Here is a 17,241-nt window from a genome sequence, read left to right on the forward strand (position 1 = left end):
CAAATTCCGGGAAGAAAACAATGGGCAATATTCTATCACTGTGGGCCGATTCCTCAATGTCGATCACTTTATCCGGTTCGAGATTGCTGTTTTTGTTTATAAATCATGCGCCACAGTCCGTTTTGCGATCGTTTTGACTAATTTTACGACGAACGAATAAAAACTTTAGAAAATGCGTTGACTCATTTTCAACTCTCCCTATAATGCGACTCCACACAGCGGGGGTGATTAGCTCAGTTGGTAGAGCATCTCCTTTACACGGAGGGGGTCGGCGGTTCGAGCCCGTCATCACCCACCATCTACTTCGGTAGACTCGCAGTGTAGATAAGCATTGAGATTGGGCGATTAGCTCAGTTGGTAGAGCATCTCCTTTACACGGAGGGGGTCGGCGGTTCGAGCCCGTCATCGCCCACCATTCTCACCTTATCGCAGCAGTTCCGAAATGGGCGATTAGCTCAGTTGGTAGAGCATCTCCTTTACACGGAGGGGGTCGGCGGTTCGAGCCCGTCATCGCCCACCATTTCGGGTCGTTAGCTCAGTTGGTAGAGCAGTTGACTTTTAATCAATTGGTCGCAGGTTCGAATCCTGCACGACCCACCAATGTAAAAAAGCGCCCTAAAGGCGCTTTTTTGCTATCTGCGATATAGCACATCCCCATTGCAGCCAGACCGCTTGTTTTACTCAAGCTCACGCCTTCTTTGCCGATACCTCTATTTTATGGCGAAAAGGATCTCAATATGACAACTCTTAAGCCCGTTTCTCTGTCGGCGATGGAAATCGGCAGCGTAGATAACAGCTCCGGCGGAAACGACATTGCTTCTCAAATCACCCGTCTGACCAAACAGATAACGAAAGTCACTCAGCAGCTCAAAGAAGTGGCCATGGGTGATGCCACAGCAGAAGAGAAGCAAAAGCAGCAGGAATTACTCGAATCTCAGCTGGCTATGTTGCAGGCACAGCTGGCGCAATTGCAGCGTCAGCAGGCAGAAGAGGCGATGCCAAAACAGGAAAAAGGTCAGGCAGTCGCGGAAGGCATCAATAAGCCCTCCGCGGAGCATCAGATTAATATCTACATCTGATTATTGGTTTCGTTAAAAAGTGGATCGCGTGTGCGGGCCTCCATCAAACGTTCGGCCTGCATACGCACCACATCCCAGCAGGCGTGTGCCGCGCCGGAAAGTGACCTGTTTTTACGGCGTACCAGCATCAGCTGGCGTTCGACACAGGGTACGAAACGCTTCACCGTTAAACGACTCCCCTGCGGCAGTGGCAGCGCCAGCGCCGGCAGAACGCTGATGCCAATCCCCGCTTCGACCATCGGGAAGAGCGTGGCAGGATGCCCAATCTCCTGCACAATGGTTGCCTTAACGCCCTGCGCGGCCAGAGCGGCATCTATCAGCGGACGGCTGCCTGATGCATAATCCTGTAACACCAGGTTTGCCCCCTGCAAGGCCTGCCAGGCCACGTGTGGCAGCGATGCCAGCGGATCATCATCGCGGCAGAGCAATAAAAAGGGCTCCGAAAGCACCACTTCACATTCCAGGTCGCTTACCGCTCCGGGATCAATAACGATGCCAAAATCCACATCCCCCTGACGGATACTCTCCAGAACCCACTGCTGCGGCCTGTCATGCAAAACAAAATCGATATCCGGATAGCGGTGATTACTTTCAGCGATGCACTGGGGAATAAGATGCGCCGAAATCGTCTGGCTCGCCGCCACTCTCACGGTGCCGGAAAGCTGTTGTCCGAGCCGGCCGACATCCCTGAGCGTACTGTTCAGTTCATCCAGCAGCCTCTCCAGACGCATTGCCAGCTGCTGTCCCGCTTCGGTGAGTACCACTTCTCGCGTCGTGCGGTCGAGCAGCTTCACTCCCGTTTGCGTTTCAAGCTCCTTAACGCTATGGCTCACCGCCGACTGGCTGAGGCCAATCATCTCCCCTGCCCGGCTAAAGCTGCGGGCCTGCGCGACGGTGACGAAAACGCGAAGCTGACGTAACGAATAATTCATCTGTTTAATTCATGAATGGATGCAATAAATCAATTTTATTTCTCAAAGGGAAGAAAGCACAATAGCGGCATCTGTTTTCAGGAGTGATTATGAAACTTTTTCGTATCCTTGATCCGTTTACGCTGACCCTGATTGGTGTCGTCTTGCTGGCCTCGTTCTTCCCGGCGCGGGGCAGTTTCGTTCCGGTTATTGAAGGACTGACCACGGCAGCCATTGCCCTGCTGTTCTTTATGCATGGCGCCAAACTCTCCCGGGAAGCCATTATTGCAGGCGGTAGCCACTGGCGACTGCACCTGTGGGTAATGTGCAGCACCTTCATCCTCTTCCCGGTTTTGGGCGTGCTGTTCGCCTGGTGGGCGCCGGTGAATGTCGATCCGGCGCTGTATACCGGTTTCCTTTATCTGTGCATTTTGCCGGCCACCGTGCAGTCCGCTATTGCCTTTACCTCGCTGGCGGGCGGTAACGTCGCGGCGGCGGTTTGTTCTGCTTCCGCTTCCAGCCTGCTGGGGATCTTTGTTTCACCGCTGCTGGTCGGTCTGCTGATGAATATGCACGGGGCGGAAGGTAATCTGGAGCAGGTGGGTAAAATTTGTCTGCAACTGCTGCTGCCGTTTGTGCTCGGACACTTATCCCGTCCCTGGATTGGGGCGTTTGTGGCAAAACATAAAAAATGGATCGGGAAAACGGACCAAAGCTCAATTCTGCTGGTGGTTTACACGGCCTTCAGCGAAGCCGTGGTGAACGGCATCTGGCACAGGGTGGGCGCTGGATCGCTGCTGTTTATTGTGGTGGTAAGCATCGTTTTGCTGGCCATTGTCATCGCGGTTAACGTCTTTGTGGCCCGCAAATGCGGCTTCAACAAGGCCGATGAAATCACCATTGTATTTTGCGGATCGAAAAAGAGCCTGGCCAACGGGATCCCAATGGCCAATATTCTGTTCCCGACGTCCGTCATTGGGATGATGGTGTTACCGCTGATGATTTTCCATCAGATCCAGCTGATGGTGTGTGCGGTACTGGCGCGGCGTTACAAGGCGCAGACAGAAAAGCTGGCGCAGGAAGAGGCCCGCGCCGCGAAAGTTTAAGGACGTTTCAGGGGCTGAACCAGCTGGGTCAGCCCCTCTGTTTTGATCAGTAACGTGATAGCCATCAGCTCGCCCAGACGCCCGGCGGGGAACTCATCCTTACGGGCAAACCACAGCAGATACTCTTCCGGTAAATCAATCAGCCTGCGACCCTTATATTTACCGAACGGCATCTCCGTATTGGCGATCTCAACGAGCTGCTCTTTTTCCACGTCACTCTCCTAACAGGCGCATCATTTCCGCTTCGTCGATTACCTCGATGCCAAGCTCCTGCGCTTTTGCCAGCTTCGAACCGGCCGCTTCCCCGGCAATCACCAGGTCGGTTTTCTTCGATACGCTGCCCGCCACTTTTGCCCCCAACGCCACCAGGCGCGCTTTCGCGTCATCGCGCGAGAGCTGGCTCAGGCTGCCGGTCAGCACCACCGTTTTACCGGCAAACGGGCTGTCGATCTCTTCGGCATTAACCACTACCGGTGCAGGCCAGTGAATGCCCTGTTCCAGTAATTTACCGATCACTTCACGGTTGCTCTCTTCGGCGAAGAAGTTGAAAACGTGGGTAGCGACCACAATGCCGACATCAGGGACTTTCTGTAGCTCGTCGATGGTGGCTTTCTCCAGCGCTTCCAGCGTGCCGAAATACGCCGCCAGCCCTGCCGCTGTCGCCTCTCCGACTTCACGAATGCCAAGCGCGTAAAGGAAACGGGCAAAGGTGGTGTTTTTGGCCGCCTCGAGCGCGTTAACGATGTTCTGGGCAGATTTCGGCCCCATACGATCAAGACCGGTCAGCTTACCTGCCGTCAGGGTAAAGAGGTCCGCTGGCGTATGGACGTACTCTTTCTCAACTAACTGGTCGATAATCTTGTCACCCATTCCGTCGACGTCCATCGCCCGGCGGGAGACAAAGTGCTTCAGGGACTCTTTACGCTGCGCGCCGCAGATTAACCCGCCCGTACAGCGCGTTACCGCTTCACCTTCCACGCGCTCAACGTCCGAACCACATACCGGACAGTGGGCTGGAAACTCGATGGCACGGGTATCGGCAGGACGTTCAGACTCCACAACGTTAACCACCTGTGGGATCACGTCGCCCGCGCGGCGAATCACCACTTTGTCACCAATGCGCAGGCCCAGGCGGGCAATTTCATCGGCGTTATGCAGCGTGGCGTTACTTACCAGCACGCCAGCCACCTGCACAGGCTCCAGACGCGCCACAGGCGTAATCGCCCCCGTACGCCCTACCTGAAACTCCACGTCGCGAACGAAGGTCATCTGCTCCTGCGCCGGGAACTTAAAGGCTACCGCCCAGCGCGGCGCACGGGCCACAAATCCTAACTGTTCCTGCAACGCCAGCGAGTTAACCTTGATCACCACGCCATCAATATCAAACCCGAGCGTGGGACGATCCTCTTCAACCTTGTGATAGAACGCCAGCACCGCCTCCGGAGAGTCGCAGAGCTGCACGCGGTTGCTAACCGGTAACCCCCACTCTTTGAACTGCATTAAACGACCCAGGTGAGTATCTGGCAGGTCACCGCCTTCCAGGATCCCGACGCCGTAGCAGAAGAAAGTAAGCGGTCGCTTCGCGGTGATTCGTGGATCGAGCTGACGCAGCGAACCTGCCGCCGCGTTACGCGGGTTTGCAAACACTTTCCCACCGGTACGACGCGCTTCTTCGTTGATCTTCTCGAAGCCCGCCTGCGGAAGGAACACTTCCCCGCGCACTTCCAGCCGGGCGGGAATGTTATCGCCACGCAGTTTCAGCGGGATCGCACGAATAGTGCGCACATTAGTGGTGATGTCTTCCCCGGTAGTGCCGTCGCCGCGCGTTGCGGCACGCACCATCACGCCGTTCTCATAAAGAATGCTAACGGCCAGACCATCCAGCTTTAGCTCGCAGCACCAGCTCAGATTGTCGATGCTCTTCAGGCGATCCTGCACACGCTTGTTGAAAGCCAGAAAACTCTCTTCATCAAACACGTTATCCAGCGACAGCATCGGCACTTCATGGCGCACCTGGCTGAAAGCGCCCAGCGGTTCCGCGCCGACGCGCTGCGTTGGGGAATCGGGCGTAATCAGTTCGGGGTGCTGCGCTTCCAGCTCGCGCAGTTCACGCATCAGGCGGTCATATTCCGCATCCGGCACTTCCGGTGCGTCCATAACATGATAGAGATATTCATGATGGCGAAGCGTGGTTCGCAGTTCAGTAAGTTGTTGTTCGATTGAGTCCATATCGCACCATCAATGAGAAAAACCCCCGACAGGCGGGGGTTGAGGAGGAGGTGAAGTTAACGCGACGATTACGCGTTCGCTTCCTTAACTTCGCGGATGCGGTCCTGATACTCGCGCAGTTTCTGCGGCGTCATCATTCGACGCTGATCGTCGAGCACCACACCGCCCACTTCGTCGGCGATGTGCTGAGCGGACTGTAGCATCAGCTTAAAGTTTTGCAGCTCGTCACCGTAGGACGGCACCTGCATAAAGATCGTAACCCCCGGCGTGACGAAATCACCGGTCATTTCCGGGTCAAACGTGCCTGGATTGACCATATTGGCCAGGCTAAACAGCGCCGGACCGCTACCGTCAGGACTCAGGTGGCGATGGAAAATATTCATGTCGCCGAACTTGAAGCCTGCCTGTTGGATGCTGTTAAGCAGCACGTCACCGTTCAGATGGGTGCCATGATGAGCAGCCACGTTCATGATGATCACCGCTTCTTTACGCTGCGGCTTTTCAACAACCGGTTCTGGCTCTGCGACCGGCTCTGGCTCAACACGCGGAGCGGGCTGTGGCGCAGGCGGTTCAGGCTGCGGCTGCGGTTGTTGTACCGGCTGCGGCTGCTGAACAGGCTGTGGCTGATGCACTGGCTGTGCAGGCTGTTGCACAGGTTGCGGCTGTACAGGCTGTGGCGCAACGGGCTGCTGTTGCACAGGCTGCTGCGGCGGATGACGAACAGGTTCTTCCACTGGCGGCGGCGCTGGCTGGCGCGGCTGGGCAGAGGCATACGGTGGTTGATACTGGTGCTGCGGAGCGCGGGGGGCTTCATGCTCTCCATGCGCTGCGCCGGGCGCAGTATTGACCCGATGAACACGAACTTCACCCACGCCGTCGTCGTCAGGACCGTCGATGTCGTCTTCAACGTCATCGTCGTCACGACTGGACTTCATGCGCTTCAGTGGACGATCGCGAAACATAGAGGAACGCTCTTTACGGCTGGTCCAGAAACCATGTACCAGTAAAGCGATTATGGCGATCGCGCCAACAATGATTAATATCAGACGCAAATCCTGCATCATTATATTCTCTGTTGTTCTAACACCTTGCCACCACGGCAAACATTTACTCACTAAGAGTATTTGCCGTTTACGTCAAGTGCAAGTGTATGCAGAGCATTCACAGCATAAAGATGAACTAAATCGTGCTTTTTGCTGGTTTTTCGAACATTTCCGAACTGGTCATTGGCCCGTAACTGGATAATATAGGCGGGCAATTCCACTGGTTGTGTAAAAAGGAGTACAGCCTGGTATGGTTTCAACATCTTCTTCTGCCCCACGCAGCGGGGTCTGGTACTTTTCTCAGGGCTGGAAACTGGTCTCCCTGCCGGGCATTCGACGCTTCGTTATTTTGCCGTTACTGATCAACATTATTCTGATGGGCGGGGCCTTCTGGTGGCTGTTCACCAGACTGGAAAGCTGGATCCCTTCCCTGATGAGCTATGTGCCGGACTGGTTACAGTGGCTAGACTACCTGCTCTGGCCGATTGCGGTTATCTCCGTGCTGCTGGTTTTCGGTTATTTCTTTTCGACGATAGCAAACTGGATAGCCGCGCCGTTCAACGGTCTGCTGGCCGAACAGCTGGAAGCGCGCCTTACCGGTGCGACGCCACCTGACACGGGCGTACTGGGGATCGTGAAAGATCTCCCCCGCATCATGAAGCGTGAATGGCAGAAGTTCGCCTGGTACCTGCCGCGGGCGATTGTGCTGCTTATTCTTTATTTTGTACCCGGGATTGGCCAGACGGTCGCGCCCGTGCTGTGGTTCCTGTTCAGCGCCTGGATGCTTGCTATCCAGTACTGTGATTATCCGTTCGATAACCACAAAGTGCCGTTTAAAGAGATGCGCACTGCCCTGCGCACTCAGAAGGTTGCCAACATGCAGTTTGGCGCGCTGACCAGCCTGTTCACCATGATCCCTTTCCTGAATTTGTTCATCATGCCCGTTGCCGTTTGCGGCGCGACGGCGATGTGGGTGGACTGCTACCGTGCTAAGCACGCGTTATGGAAGTAATGCAAAAATGTGTAAAAGAGGGGTGGCTTATGCCGCCCCTTATTCCATACTGATCCCCATTATTTCCTTGCAGCATATAGATATGCGATTTCCTTACTTCCCCATACCTGTTCAACAGGTATGCTGGGTCGGTATCCCAATTTCATACAGTTAAGGACAGGCCATGAGTAAGATTTATGAAGACAACTCGCTGACTATCGGTCATACGCCCCTGGTTCGACTGAACCGTATCGGTAATGGACGCATTCTGGCGAAGGTCGAATCTCGTAACCCAAGCTTCAGCGTTAAATGCCGTATCGGTGCGAATATGATTTGGGATGCTGAAAAGCGTGGCGTGCTGAAACCTGGCGTTGAGCTGGTTGAACCCACCAGCGGCAATACCGGTATCGCTCTGGCCTATGTTGCGGCGGCGCGTGGCTACAAGCTGACGCTGACTATGCCTGAAACCATGAGCATTGAGCGTCGTAAGCTGCTGAAAGCGCTGGGTGCGAACCTGGTCCTGACCGAAGGCGCAAAAGGCATGAAGGGCGCGATTCAGAAGGCCGAAGAAATTGTTGCCAGCGATCCGGCAAAGTATCTGCTGCTCCAGCAGTTCAGCAACCCGGCCAACCCGGAAATTCATGAGAAAACCACCGGCCCGGAAATCTGGGAAGATACCGACGGTCAGGTTGATGTGTTTATCTCCGGCGTAGGCACCGGCGGTACGCTGACCGGTGTGTCTCGCTATATTAAAGGCACGAAAGGTAAAAAAGATCTGATTACCGTTGCCGTTGAGCCAACCGACTCACCGGTTATCGCTCAGGCGCTGGCAGGCGAAGAGATCAAACCTGGCCCACACAAAATCCAGGGTATCGGCGCTGGCTTTATTCCAGGCAACCTGGATCTGAAGCTGATCGATAAAGTCGTCGCCATTACCAATGAAGAAGCCATCTCCACGGCGCGTCGCCTGATGGACGAGGAAGGCATTCTGGCGGGTATCTCTTCCGGTGCGGCGGTTGCGGCAGCCCTCAAACTGCTGGAAGATGAAACCTTTACCAATAAGAATATTGTGGTTATCCTACCGTCTTCGGGTGAGCGTTACTTAAGCACAGCACTGTTTGCCGATCTCTTCACAGAGAAAGAACTGCAACAGTGATGCCAGCATGTTAAAAACGCGTAAAAAAGCACCTTTTCAGGTGCTTTTTTGTGGCCTGCTTCAAAGTTTTACCCCTCCTGGCATTGCTTCACCCCGTTGGGTCTGGTATTTAAACCAGCAATTATTTTGATGCGCGAAATTAATCGGTGAACGAAATAGCGCTGCTGAATCGATTTTATGATTTGGTTCAAGTCTTGCTTTCACTGCATAATGTTTAATGACGATTGAAACGTCAGCGCTAACTATACAGGCTAAAGTTAAGTCGCCAGGCTAGACTTTAGTTCCACAACACTAAACCTATAAGTTGGGGAAATACAATGTTCCAGCAAGAAGTTACCATTACCGCTCCGAACGGTCTGCACACCCGCCCTGCTGCTCAGTTTGTTAAAGAAGCGAAAGGCTTCACTTCTGAAATCACTGTGACTTCCAACGGCAAAAGCGCTAGCGCAAAAAGCCTGTTCAAGCTGCAAACTCTGGGCCTGACTCAGGGTACCGTTGTTACCATCTCCGCTGAAGGTGAAGACGAGCAGAAAGCAGTTGAGCATCTGGTTAAGCTGATGGCTGAACTCGAGTAAGTTTACCGGGTTCTTTTCAATATCAGTCACAAGTAAGGTAGGGTTATGATTTCAGGCATTTTAGCATCCCCGGGTATCGCTTTCGGCAAAGCATTGCTGCTGAAAGAAGACGAAATCGTCATTGACCGGAAAAAAATTTCTGCCGACAAGGTTGATCAGGAAGTTGAACGTTTTCTGAGCGGTCGTGCCAAGGCATCTGCGCAACTGGAAGCGATTAAAACTAAAGCTGGCGAAACTTTCGGTGAAGAAAAAGAAGCCATCTTCGAAGGGCACATTATGCTGCTCGAAGATGAGGAGCTGGAGCAGGAAATCATAGCCCTGATTAAAGATAAAGGCATGACGGCCGACGCGGCTGCGCATGAAGTTATCGAAGGTCAGGCATCTGCCCTGGAAGAGCTGGACGATGAATACCTGAAAGAACGTGCGGCTGACGTACGTGACATCGGTAAGCGCCTGCTGCGCAACATCCTGGGTCTGGCCATCATCGATCTGAGCGCGATTCAGGACGAAGTCATCCTGGTTGCCGCTGACCTGACGCCGTCTGAAACCGCACAGCTGAACCTGAACAAGGTGCTGGGTTTCATTACTGATGCAGGTGGACGTACCTCCCACACCTCAATCATGGCGCGTTCTCTGGAGCTGCCAGCCATTGTGGGTACCGGTAGCGTTACCTCCCAGGTTAAAAACGACGACTATCTGATTCTGGATGCCGTAAACAATGTGGTTTACGTCAACCCAACTAACGATGTGATCGAGCAGCTGCGTTCCGTTCAGGAGCAGGTTGCTACCGAGAAAGCGGAACTCGCTAAACTGAAAGATCTGCCAGCCATCACGCTGGACGGCCATCAGGTTGAAGTGTGCGCTAACATCGGTACCGTACGTGACGTTGACGGCGCTGAGCGCAACGGCGCGGAAGGTGTGGGTCTGTATCGTACTGAATTCCTGTTCATGGATCGCGACGCTCTGCCAACGGAAGAAGAGCAGTTTGCAGCGTACAAAGCGGTTGCGGAAGCGTGCGGCTCGCAGGCTGTAATCGTCCGTACTATGGACATCGGTGGCGACAAAGAGCTGCCGTACATGAACTTCCCGAAAGAAGAGAACCCGTTCCTGGGCTGGCGTGCCGTGCGTATCGCCATGGATCGCAAAGAGATCCTGCGTGACCAGGTTCGCGCTATTCTGCGTGCCTCCGCTTTCGGTAAACTGCGCATCATGTTCCCGATGATCATCTCTGTTGAAGAAGTGCGTGCACTGAAGAAAGAGATCGAAATCTACAAACAGGAACTGCGTGACGAAGGTAAAGCATTTGACGAATCCATTGAGATCGGCGTGATGGTGGAAACACCGGCAGCCGCGACCATTGCGCGTCATTTAGCCAAAGAAGTTGATTTCTTTAGTATCGGTACCAATGATTTAACGCAGTACACCCTGGCAGTTGACCGTGGTAATGATATGATTTCACATCTCTACCAGCCAATGTCACCGTCCGTACTGAATTTGATCAAGCAAGTTATTGATGCTTCTCATGCAGAAGGTAAATGGACTGGCATGTGTGGTGAGCTTGCAGGCGACGAACGTGCTACACTTCTGTTGCTGGGTATGGGTCTGGACGAGTTCTCTATGAGCGCCATTTCCATCCCGCGCATTAAGAAGATTATCCGTAACACGAACTTCGAAGATGCGAAGGTGTTAGCAGAGCAGGCTCTTGCTCAACCGACAACGGACGAGTTAATGACGCTGGTTAACAAGTTCATTGAAGAAAAAACAATCTGCTAATCCACGAGATGCGGCCCAATTTACTGCTTAGGAGAAGATCATGGGTTTGTTCGATAAACTGAAATCTCTGGTTTCTGATGACAAGAAAGACTCCGGAACTATTGAGATTGTTGCTCCGCTCTCCGGCGAGATCGTCAACATCGAAGACGTGCCGGATGTAGTGTTTGCTGAGAAAATCGTTGGTGATGGCATTGCTATCAAACCAACTGGCAACAAAATGGTTGCTCCAGTTGACGGCACCATCGGTAAAATTTTTGAAACCAACCATGCGTTCTCTATCGAATCCGATAGCGGTATCGAACTGTTCGTTCACTTCGGTATCGACACCGTTGAACTGAAAGGCGAAGGCTTCAAACGTATCGCAGAAGAAGGCCAGCGTGTTAAAGTTGGCGACCCGGTAATTGAATTCGATCTGCCGCTGCTGGAAGAAAAAGCGAAGTCTACCCTGACTCCGGTTGTTATCTCCAACATGGACGAAATCAAAGAACTGATCAAACTGTCTGGCAGCGTCACCGTGGGTGAAACCCCGGTTATCCGCATCAAGAAGTAATTCTTGCCGCACAGAAAAATGGCGCCTTCGGGCGCCATTTTTGTTTATGCCGGCAGGATAAGCTCGTCATAGCCTTTCGACTGCGTATAGATCATAACGTCAGTCACCCGATCGCCCGCCATGCGAATGGCATCGGCAACGGTTTTCCCTCCCACAATGCCGCTGACCAGCTCCGAACAGAACAGATCGCCCGTTCCTTTCAGATCCGTCTCTACGCGCGGGTGCGCGCTTACGGTAACACCTTCTTCGCTCACCAGCACAACGTGGATATTCTGCGGATCGTCAGACACTGGCGCACTGGTGATCGCTACCCATTTCAGCGAGTCGGACAGCAGCCCCTGCGCGGCGGCAATGGCGCTCTCCGGCGTACGGCACGGTTTGCCGCTCAGCACTTCCAGTTCATACACGTTGGGCGTAATGCCCTGGGCCAGCGGGAGCAGATGCTCACGGTAGGCTTCAGGAATATCCGGCTTCACATACATTCCGCTATCGATATCCCCAATTACCGGGTCAACCAGCACCAGCAGATCGGGATGTTGCACTTTGATTGCCTTCAGCCACTGCGCCAGCAGCGCGATCTGGCTGGCGCTGCCCATATAGCCGGTGGTGACCGCTTTAAGCTCGCGCAGGATCTCGCGCTCTTCCAGCGCCTTAAGGTAGCCGCTGAACCACTCGTCCGGGATCACCCCGCCGTAGAAGGTGTCGTAGTGCGGCGTATTGCTGAACAGCACCGTTGGCACGGCGGTAACGTTCAGCCGGTGGGTTCGAATATTCGGCACCGCGATGCTGTTTCCCACGCTGCCGTACACCACCTGCGACTGTACGGCGACAATATCGGTTTGCTGCGCCCGGGTTTTATCCCGGAATAAAATCATCTCCATGACGCTTAAATCCCCGCCCCCTGCGAATAACTCTCTTCACCAAAGACGCCGGTAGACAGATAACGGTCGCCGCGATCGCAAATAATCGCTACGACCACCGCCCCCGGCGTGGACTCAGCCACCCGGATCGCACCCGCTACGGCACCGCCAGAGCTGACGCCGCAGAAGATACCTTCACGCACGGCCAGCTCACGCATGGTATTTTCCGCCTCGCGCTGATGAATATCCAGCACCTGGTCCACAAGCTGCGCATTAAAGATGCCCGGCATATACTCCGCCGGCCAGCGGCGGATGCCCGGAATACTGCTCCCCTCTTCCGGTTGCAGGCCGACAATCGTCACCGGCTTCTCCTGTTCGCGCAGAAAGCGTGACACACCGGTGATCGTGCCCGTGGTCCCCATGCTGGAGACAAAGTGGGTGATGCGCCCGTCGGCTTGCTGCCAGATTTCCGGGCCGGTGGTGGTGTAGTGCGCGTACGGGTTGTCCGGGTTGTTGAACTGGTCGAGAAGCTTGCCTTCCCCGCGCTCCGCCATCGCTAACGCTAAATCTCGCGCCCCTTCCATCCCCTGCTCTTTGCTCACCAGAATCAGCTCGGCTCCATAGGCGCGCATGGCGGCCCGGCGCTCCTGGCTCATGTTATCCGGCATCAGCAGCTTCATGCGGTAGCCTTTCAGGGCGGCAATCATCGCCAGCGCAATTCCGGTATTTCCGCTGGTGGCCTCAATGAGCACGTCGCCTGGCTTAATTTCACCGCGCTTCTCGGCCTGGACAATCATCGACAGTGCCGCCCGGTCTTTCACCGACCCCGCCGGGTTATTGCCTTCGAGCTTGACCCAGATTTCGCTGCCGTTATCAGGCCCCATGCGCTGAAGTTTGACCAGAGGGGTGTTGCCGATGGTGTGTTCGAGTGTATTCACGATTTTTACTCAATAAAAAAGCCGGGTGGCGCTTAGCTTACCCGGCCTACAAGACGCAGTGATAACTGTAGGCCCGGTCAGCGCAGCGCCACCGGGCGATAAACATACTAATAACCTATCAGGCTGACTCCGCCAGAGCAATATCCTCGCGCGTCTCAATGCGCTCGTTGCCATGATAAATGCGCGCGTGTTGCAGCCCGACAAACAGGCGCTCCCCCCGGTACGGCGGCACGTCGTCACGCATAACCACGGTCAACGGCTCGGTGTACCAGCCCAGGGGCTGTACCACTAATTGGGTGTAGTGCCCTTTAGGGCTAGCTTCCAGCACCTGCACCGGAAGCGGCGAATCCAGGCTGGTACGACGGCTGACGTCCACTTCCCACGGACGCAGGAACAGATCCACCGGCCCCTGATGCGCGGAGGTATACCCCAGCGGCCAGCGGTGCGCGCCAACGTGGAACTGACCGCCGCGAATGGTGCCCTGAAGGCGGTTTACTTCCCCCATAAACTCCAGCACAAAGCGGGTCGCCGGTTCACGCCAGAGCTGCTCTGGCTCGTCAACCTGCTCAATGTTGCCCTGACTCATCACCACCACGCGATCGGCCACTTCCATCGCCTCTTCCTGATCGTGGGTCACGAAAACGCTGGTGAACTGGAGTTCCTCATGCAGCTGACGCAGCCAGCGGCGCAGCTCTTTTCGCACCTGCGCATCCAGCGCGCCAAACGGTTCGTCCAGCAGCAGGATTTGCGGTTCAACGGCTAACGCACGCGCCAGCGCCACGCGCTGCTTCTGCCCGCCGGAAAGTTGAGCCGGGAAGCGGTCCGCCAGATGCGCAAGCTGCACCATCTCCAGCAGTTTGGTCACTTTCGCTTTGATGGCGGCGGCATCTGGACGTTCACGACGCGGCAGCACGGTCAGGCCAAACGCGATGTTGTCGAATACCGTCATGTGGCGGAACAGCGCATAATGCTGAAATACAAAGCCCACTTTACGGTCGCGGGCATGCAGGCGGCTAACGTCCGTACCGTGGAAGCGAATATGTCCGCTGGTCTGGTGTTCAAGCCCGGCGATAATACGCAGCAGCGTGGTTTTACCGGAGCCAGACGGCCCCAGCAGCGCCACCATTTGTCCGGAAGGGATATCCAGCGAGATATCATTCAGCACCTGGGTGCGACCAAAAGACTTCTTAATATTGGCAATCTCAATGCTCATGATTTCCCTCCTGATGCTGACGTTTTTCCTGATTCTCTAAACGCCACTGCACCACACTCTTCAAAAACAGGGTCAAAATCGCCATCAGCGTCAGCAACGCTGCGGCAGTAAAGGAACCGACGGTGTTGTAGTCCTGTTCCAGTAATTCAATCTGTAACGGCAGCGACAGGGTTTCGCCGCGAATCGAGCCGGATACCACCGACACCGCGCCAAACTCACCGATCGCACGGGCGTTGGTCAGCACCACGCCGTAAAGCAGTGCCCAGCGGATATTCGGCAGCGTGACGCGGCGGAACATCTGCCACCCGGAAGCGCCGAGCAGCACCGCGGCTTCATCTTCATGGCTGCCCTGGCTGAGCATCACCGGCACCAGCTCGCGCACCACGAACGGACAGGTGACAAAGACGGTCACCAGCACCATTCCCGGCCAGGCGAACATGATTTGCAGGTCGTGTTCATCCAGCCAGCCGCCCAGCGGGCCATTGGAGCCGTAGAAGAGCAGATAAACCAGACCCGCCACCACCGGAGACACCGCAAACGGGATATCCAGCAGGGTCAGCAGCAGCTGACGCCCCGGGAAGTTAAAGCGCGTTACCAGCCAGGCCAGCAATACGCCAAACACCAGATTCACCGGGACGGTGATCAGGGCAATCATCACCGTCAGCCAGATGGCGTGGAGCATGTCCGGATCGGCCAGGTTTTGCAGCGCGGGCATAATCCCTTTGCTGAAGGCCTGCACGAAGATGTACACCATCGGCACGACGAGAATGAATGCGGAGACCAGCACGCCGGTACCAATCAGAAACCATTTGCCCCAGTTGATGCGGGGCGCGTCATAGCGCTTCAATTGCGTAACTTCCGCCATCAGTGACCTACCACACGTCGACCAAAGCGACTTTGCAGAGTGTTAATCGAAAACAGTAGCAGCAGCGACGCGGCAAGGATCACCGAGGCAATCGCGCTCGCCGCCGGATAATCAAACTCCTGCAAACGGACAAAAATCATCAGCGAGGTCACTTCGGTTTTCCACGCGATGTTCCCGGCGATAAAAATGACCGCGCCAAATTCACCAAGGCTGCGGGTAAAGGAAAGCGCCACCCCCGCCAGCAAGGCCGGAGAAAGTTCCGGCAGCACAACCTTACGGAAACTCTGCCAGCGCGTGGCGCCCAGAGTTTCCGCGGCCTCTTCGTATTCGGGGCCTAACTCTTCCAGCACCGGCTGCACGGTACGCACCACAAACGGGATGCTGGTAAAGGCCATCGCCACCGCGATACCGATCCAGGTATAGGTCACTTTAATATCAAACTTCGCCAGCCATTCGCCGTAAAAGCCGTTCACGGAGAACAGCGACGCCAGCGTCAAACCGGCCACCGCCGTCGGCAGGGCAAACGGCAGATCCATCAGGGCGTCGAGCAGCGTGCGGCCCGGGAAGCGATAGCGGGTTAAGATCCATGCCATCAGCAGGCCAAACACGCCGTTAAAAATCGAGGCCACGAACGCAGACAGCAGCGTGACCTTGTAAGCCGCCACCACCTGCGGGTTGGTGACCACTTCCCAGTACTGGGACCAGCTCATCTCAGCGAGCTGCATCACCAGAGCGCTGAGCGGTAACAATAAAATCAGACAGACGAACAGCAGGCTGGTCCCGAGGCTTAAGGTAAAACCCGGCAGCACACGTCTTGTTGATCCTGCAAACATTACTTACGCCCCGCCGCCAGCAATTTGTCTAACTCACCGCCGCTGGCAAAATGCGTTTTCATCACCTCAGGCCAGGCGCCGAAATGATCTTCCACGCGGAACAGCTCGGTCTGCGGGAATTTGTCTTTCAGCTTGTTCATCACGTCCGGATTATTAACGCGGTAGTAATAGTCAGTAATCACCGTCTGCGCCTGCGGGCTGTACAGATAGTTGAGATAGGCTTTTGCCGCTTTCTCAGTGCCGTTGGCTTTGACGTTTTTATCCACCCACGCCACCGGGAACTCGGCCAGAACGTTAGTTTTCGGGATAACCACTTCGAAGCCCTGCGCTTCGTACTGTTTACGAATATTGTTCACTTCGGATTCAAAGCTGATCAGCACATCGCCCAGCCCGCGCTCGGCGAAAGTGGTGGTTGCGCCCCGGCCGCCGGTGTCAAACACTTCGACATTTTTCAGGAACTGGGTCATAAACTGTTCGGTTTTCGCTTTATCGTTACCGTCAGCTTTGTCCGCCGCGCCCCACGCCGCCAGATAGGTATAACGCGCGTTGCCGGAGGTTTTCGGATTCGGGAAAATCAGCTTGACGTCAGAACGCACCAGGTCGTTCCAGTCGTGAATGTTTTTCGGGTTGCCCTTGCGCACCAGGAAGCCCATGGTGGAGTAGAACGGCGAACTGTTGTTCGGCAGGCGGCTTTGCCAGTCCGCCGGGATCAGCTTGCCTTTGTCGTGCAGGATCTGCACGTCCGTGACCTGGTTGTAGGTCACCACATCCGCTTTCAGCCCCTGCAAAATGGCCAACGCCTGCTTGGATGAACCAGCGTGCGACTGTTTGATGGTCAGCTTGTCGCCGTTGTTATCTTTCGCCCACTGCTGTTCAAATGCGGGATTAAGGGCGGCAAACAGCTCGCGTGAAACATCATAAGAACTGTTCAGCAACTCGGTTGCCTGCGCCTGCGCCACCAGCAGTAAACCTGCCAGTGCCAGCGATCCTTTTTTCAGTACAGTAACGGCCATTGCGCACCCTTATAAATGTGATGACTATCTTATAGTCATAATATTTATAACGGAGTCTAAAGGAGTAACGGTTTTATATACCGTTTGGTGATTTAGAAGCAGAAAA

17 protein-coding genes and 4 tRNA genes are annotated in these 17,241 nt (G+C 55.0%); 11 read left to right on the top strand and 10 right to left on the bottom strand.

Annotated elements, in window-relative coordinates; genetic code table 11:
- Nucleotides 1-222: 222 nt before the first annotated feature.
- The 5 genes from L463_RS03325 to L463_RS03305 all read left to right on the top strand — a co-directional run bounded on the left by L463_RS03325 (nt 223) and on the right by L463_RS03305 (nt 1,079).
- Nucleotides 223-298, top strand: a tRNA-Val gene (locus L463_RS03325).
- Nucleotides 299-339: 41 nt separating this feature from the next.
- Nucleotides 340-415: transfer RNA gene (locus L463_RS03320), tRNA-Val, on the top strand.
- Between the two features lie 29 nt (nt 416-444).
- Nucleotides 445-520, top strand: a tRNA-Val gene (locus tag L463_RS03315).
- A 4-nt stretch (nt 521-524) separates the two neighbouring features.
- Nucleotides 525-600, top strand: a tRNA-Lys gene (locus L463_RS03310).
- A 137-nt stretch (nt 601-737) separates the two neighbouring features.
- Entirely contained in the window at nt 738-1,079 is a 342-nt protein-coding gene (locus tag L463_RS03305; protein ID WP_017383471.1) for a FlxA-like family protein, read from the top strand.
- On the opposite strand, the gene L463_RS03300 is transcribed toward L463_RS03305, so the two are convergent.
- Nucleotides 1,070-2,011 carry a LysR family transcriptional regulator gene (locus L463_RS03300; protein ID WP_032102758.1) on the bottom strand — a complete coding sequence of 314 codons (942 nt, stop codon included), beginning with the start codon at nt 2,009-2,011 and terminating at the stop codon, nt 1,070-1,072. The two genes, L463_RS03305 and L463_RS03300, sit on opposite strands and share 10 nt — an antisense overlap.
- A gap of 89 nt (nt 2,012-2,100) precedes the next feature.
- Here L463_RS03300 and L463_RS03295 point away from each other — a divergent pair, with 89 nt between their 5' ends.
- Entirely contained in the window at nt 2,101-3,096 is a 996-nt protein-coding gene (locus tag L463_RS03295) for a bile acid:sodium symporter family protein (protein ID WP_032102759.1), read from the top strand.
- Here L463_RS03295 and L463_RS03290 read toward each other — a convergent pair.
- The 3 genes from L463_RS03290 to zipA all read right to left on the bottom strand — a co-directional run bounded on the left by L463_RS03290 (nt 3,093) and on the right by zipA (nt 6,389).
- Nucleotides 3,093-3,308: a DUF3820 family protein gene (locus L463_RS03290; protein WP_003861328.1), complete on the bottom strand. Its 216-nt coding sequence runs from the start codon at nt 3,306-3,308 to the stop codon at nt 3,093-3,095. The genes L463_RS03295 and L463_RS03290 overlap by 4 nt on opposite strands.
- A gap of 1 nt (nt 3,309) precedes the next feature.
- The gene (ligA, locus tag L463_RS03285) at nt 3,310-5,325 is read right to left on the bottom strand and encodes an NAD-dependent DNA ligase LigA (protein ID WP_032102760.1); all 2,016 of its coding nucleotides are present in this window, start codon (nt 5,323-5,325) and stop codon (nt 3,310-3,312) included.
- A gap of 68 nt (nt 5,326-5,393) precedes the next feature.
- Nucleotides 5,394-6,389, bottom strand: a complete 996-nt coding sequence (gene zipA, locus L463_RS03280; RefSeq protein WP_015572226.1) for a cell division protein ZipA — start codon at nt 6,387-6,389, stop codon at nt 5,394-5,396.
- A gap of 229 nt (nt 6,390-6,618) precedes the next feature.
- On the opposite strand from zipA, the gene cysZ reads away from it, so the two are divergent.
- The 5 genes from cysZ (at nt 6,619) to crr (ending at nt 11,413) form a co-directional block, all read left to right on the top strand.
- Nucleotides 6,619-7,380, top strand: coding sequence for a sulfate transporter CysZ (gene cysZ / locus L463_RS03275; protein ID WP_006811452.1), 762 nt, complete (start codon nt 6,619-6,621; stop codon nt 7,378-7,380).
- Between the two features lie 163 nt (nt 7,381-7,543).
- A complete protein-coding gene (gene cysK, locus L463_RS03270) occupies nt 7,544-8,515 on the top strand; it encodes a cysteine synthase A (RefSeq protein ID WP_006811453.1) in 972 nt (323 codons plus the stop codon).
- Nucleotides 8,516-8,832: 317 nt separating this feature from the next.
- Nucleotides 8,833-9,090, top strand: a complete 258-nt coding sequence (gene ptsH, locus L463_RS03265; protein ID WP_000487600.1) for a phosphocarrier protein Hpr — start codon at nt 8,833-8,835, stop codon at nt 9,088-9,090.
- Between the two features lie 45 nt (nt 9,091-9,135).
- Complete coding sequence (gene ptsI / locus L463_RS03260) at nt 9,136-10,863, top strand: phosphoenolpyruvate-protein phosphotransferase PtsI (RefSeq protein WP_006811455.1); 1,728 nt, start codon at nt 9,136-9,138, stop codon at nt 10,861-10,863.
- A 40-nt stretch (nt 10,864-10,903) separates the two neighbouring features.
- A complete protein-coding gene (gene crr, locus L463_RS03255; protein ID WP_003861316.1) occupies nt 10,904-11,413 on the top strand; it encodes a PTS glucose transporter subunit IIA in 510 nt (169 codons plus the stop codon).
- 44 nt (nt 11,414-11,457) lie between these two features.
- On the opposite strand, the gene pdxK is transcribed toward crr, so the two are convergent.
- The 6 genes from pdxK to L463_RS03225 form a co-directional block, all read right to left on the bottom strand.
- A complete protein-coding gene (gene pdxK / locus L463_RS03250; protein ID WP_017383475.1) occupies nt 11,458-12,294 on the bottom strand; it encodes a pyridoxine/pyridoxal/pyridoxamine kinase in 837 nt (278 codons plus the stop codon).
- A gap of 5 nt (nt 12,295-12,299) precedes the next feature.
- Nucleotides 12,300-13,211 carry a cysteine synthase CysM gene (gene cysM / locus L463_RS03245; RefSeq protein ID WP_032102762.1) on the bottom strand — a complete coding sequence of 304 codons (912 nt, stop codon included), beginning with the start codon at nt 13,209-13,211 and terminating at the stop codon, nt 12,300-12,302.
- Between the two features lie 118 nt (nt 13,212-13,329).
- Nucleotides 13,330-14,424 (bottom strand): sulfate/thiosulfate ABC transporter ATP-binding protein CysA, encoded by a 1,095-nt coding sequence (cysA, locus tag L463_RS03240; RefSeq protein ID WP_017692966.1) that lies wholly within the window; start codon nt 14,422-14,424, stop codon nt 13,330-13,332.
- Nucleotides 14,414-15,289, bottom strand: a complete 876-nt coding sequence (gene cysW / locus L463_RS03235; RefSeq protein WP_003861305.1) for a sulfate/thiosulfate ABC transporter permease CysW — start codon at nt 15,287-15,289, stop codon at nt 14,414-14,416. Before cysW ends, cysA begins: the two co-directional genes overlap by 11 nt.
- The gene (gene cysT, locus L463_RS03230) at nt 15,289-16,122 is read right to left on the bottom strand and encodes a sulfate/thiosulfate ABC transporter permease CysT (protein ID WP_017383478.1); all 834 of its coding nucleotides are present in this window, start codon (nt 16,120-16,122) and stop codon (nt 15,289-15,291) included. The genes cysW and cysT overlap by 1 nt, the downstream gene beginning before the upstream one ends.
- Nucleotides 16,122-17,135, bottom strand: coding sequence for a sulfate ABC transporter substrate-binding protein (locus L463_RS03225; RefSeq protein ID WP_017383479.1), 1,014 nt, complete (start codon nt 17,133-17,135; stop codon nt 16,122-16,124). The genes cysT and L463_RS03225 overlap by 1 nt, the downstream gene beginning before the upstream one ends.
- Nucleotides 17,136-17,241 lie beyond the last annotated feature (106 nt).

Origin of the sequence: Enterobacter sp. BIDMC 27, assembly GCF_000534415.1 — a bacterium.
Taxonomy (GTDB): domain Bacteria; phylum Pseudomonadota; class Gammaproteobacteria; order Enterobacterales; family Enterobacteriaceae; genus Enterobacter; species Enterobacter hormaechei_C.

Coding starts and splice junctions, on each gene's coding strand:
- L463_RS03305 (WP_017383471.1), top strand. CDS start 738: ATGACAACTCTTAAGCCCGTTTCTCTGTCGGCGATGGAAATCGGCAGC.
- L463_RS03300 (WP_032102758.1), bottom strand. CDS start 2,011: ATGAATTATTCGTTACGTCAGCTTCGCGTTTTCGTCACCGTCGCGCAG.
- L463_RS03295 (WP_032102759.1), top strand. CDS start 2,101: ATGAAACTTTTTCGTATCCTTGATCCGTTTACGCTGACCCTGATTGGT.
- ligA (WP_032102760.1), bottom strand. CDS start 5,325: ATGGACTCAATCGAACAACAACTTACTGAACTGCGAACCACGCTTCGC.
- zipA (WP_015572226.1), bottom strand. CDS start 6,389: ATGATGCAGGATTTGCGTCTGATATTAATCATTGTTGGCGCGATCGCC.
- cysZ (WP_006811452.1), top strand. CDS start 6,619: ATGGTTTCAACATCTTCTTCTGCCCCACGCAGCGGGGTCTGGTACTTT.
- cysK (WP_006811453.1), top strand. CDS start 7,544: ATGAGTAAGATTTATGAAGACAACTCGCTGACTATCGGTCATACGCCC.
- ptsH (WP_000487600.1), top strand. CDS start 8,833: ATGTTCCAGCAAGAAGTTACCATTACCGCTCCGAACGGTCTGCACACC.
- ptsI (WP_006811455.1), top strand. CDS start 9,136: ATGATTTCAGGCATTTTAGCATCCCCGGGTATCGCTTTCGGCAAAGCA.
- crr (WP_003861316.1), top strand. CDS start 10,904: ATGGGTTTGTTCGATAAACTGAAATCTCTGGTTTCTGATGACAAGAAA.
- pdxK (WP_017383475.1), bottom strand. CDS start 12,294: ATGGAGATGATTTTATTCCGGGATAAAACCCGGGCGCAGCAAACCGAT.
- cysA (WP_017692966.1), bottom strand. CDS start 14,424: ATGAGCATTGAGATTGCCAATATTAAGAAGTCTTTTGGTCGCACCCAG.
- cysW (WP_003861305.1), bottom strand. CDS start 15,289: ATGGCGGAAGTTACGCAATTGAAGCGCTATGACGCGCCCCGCATCAAC.
- cysT (WP_017383478.1), bottom strand. CDS start 16,122: ATGTTTGCAGGATCAACAAGACGTGTGCTGCCGGGTTTTACCTTAAGC.
- L463_RS03225 (WP_017383479.1), bottom strand. CDS start 17,135: ATGGCCGTTACTGTACTGAAAAAAGGATCGCTGGCACTGGCAGGTTTA.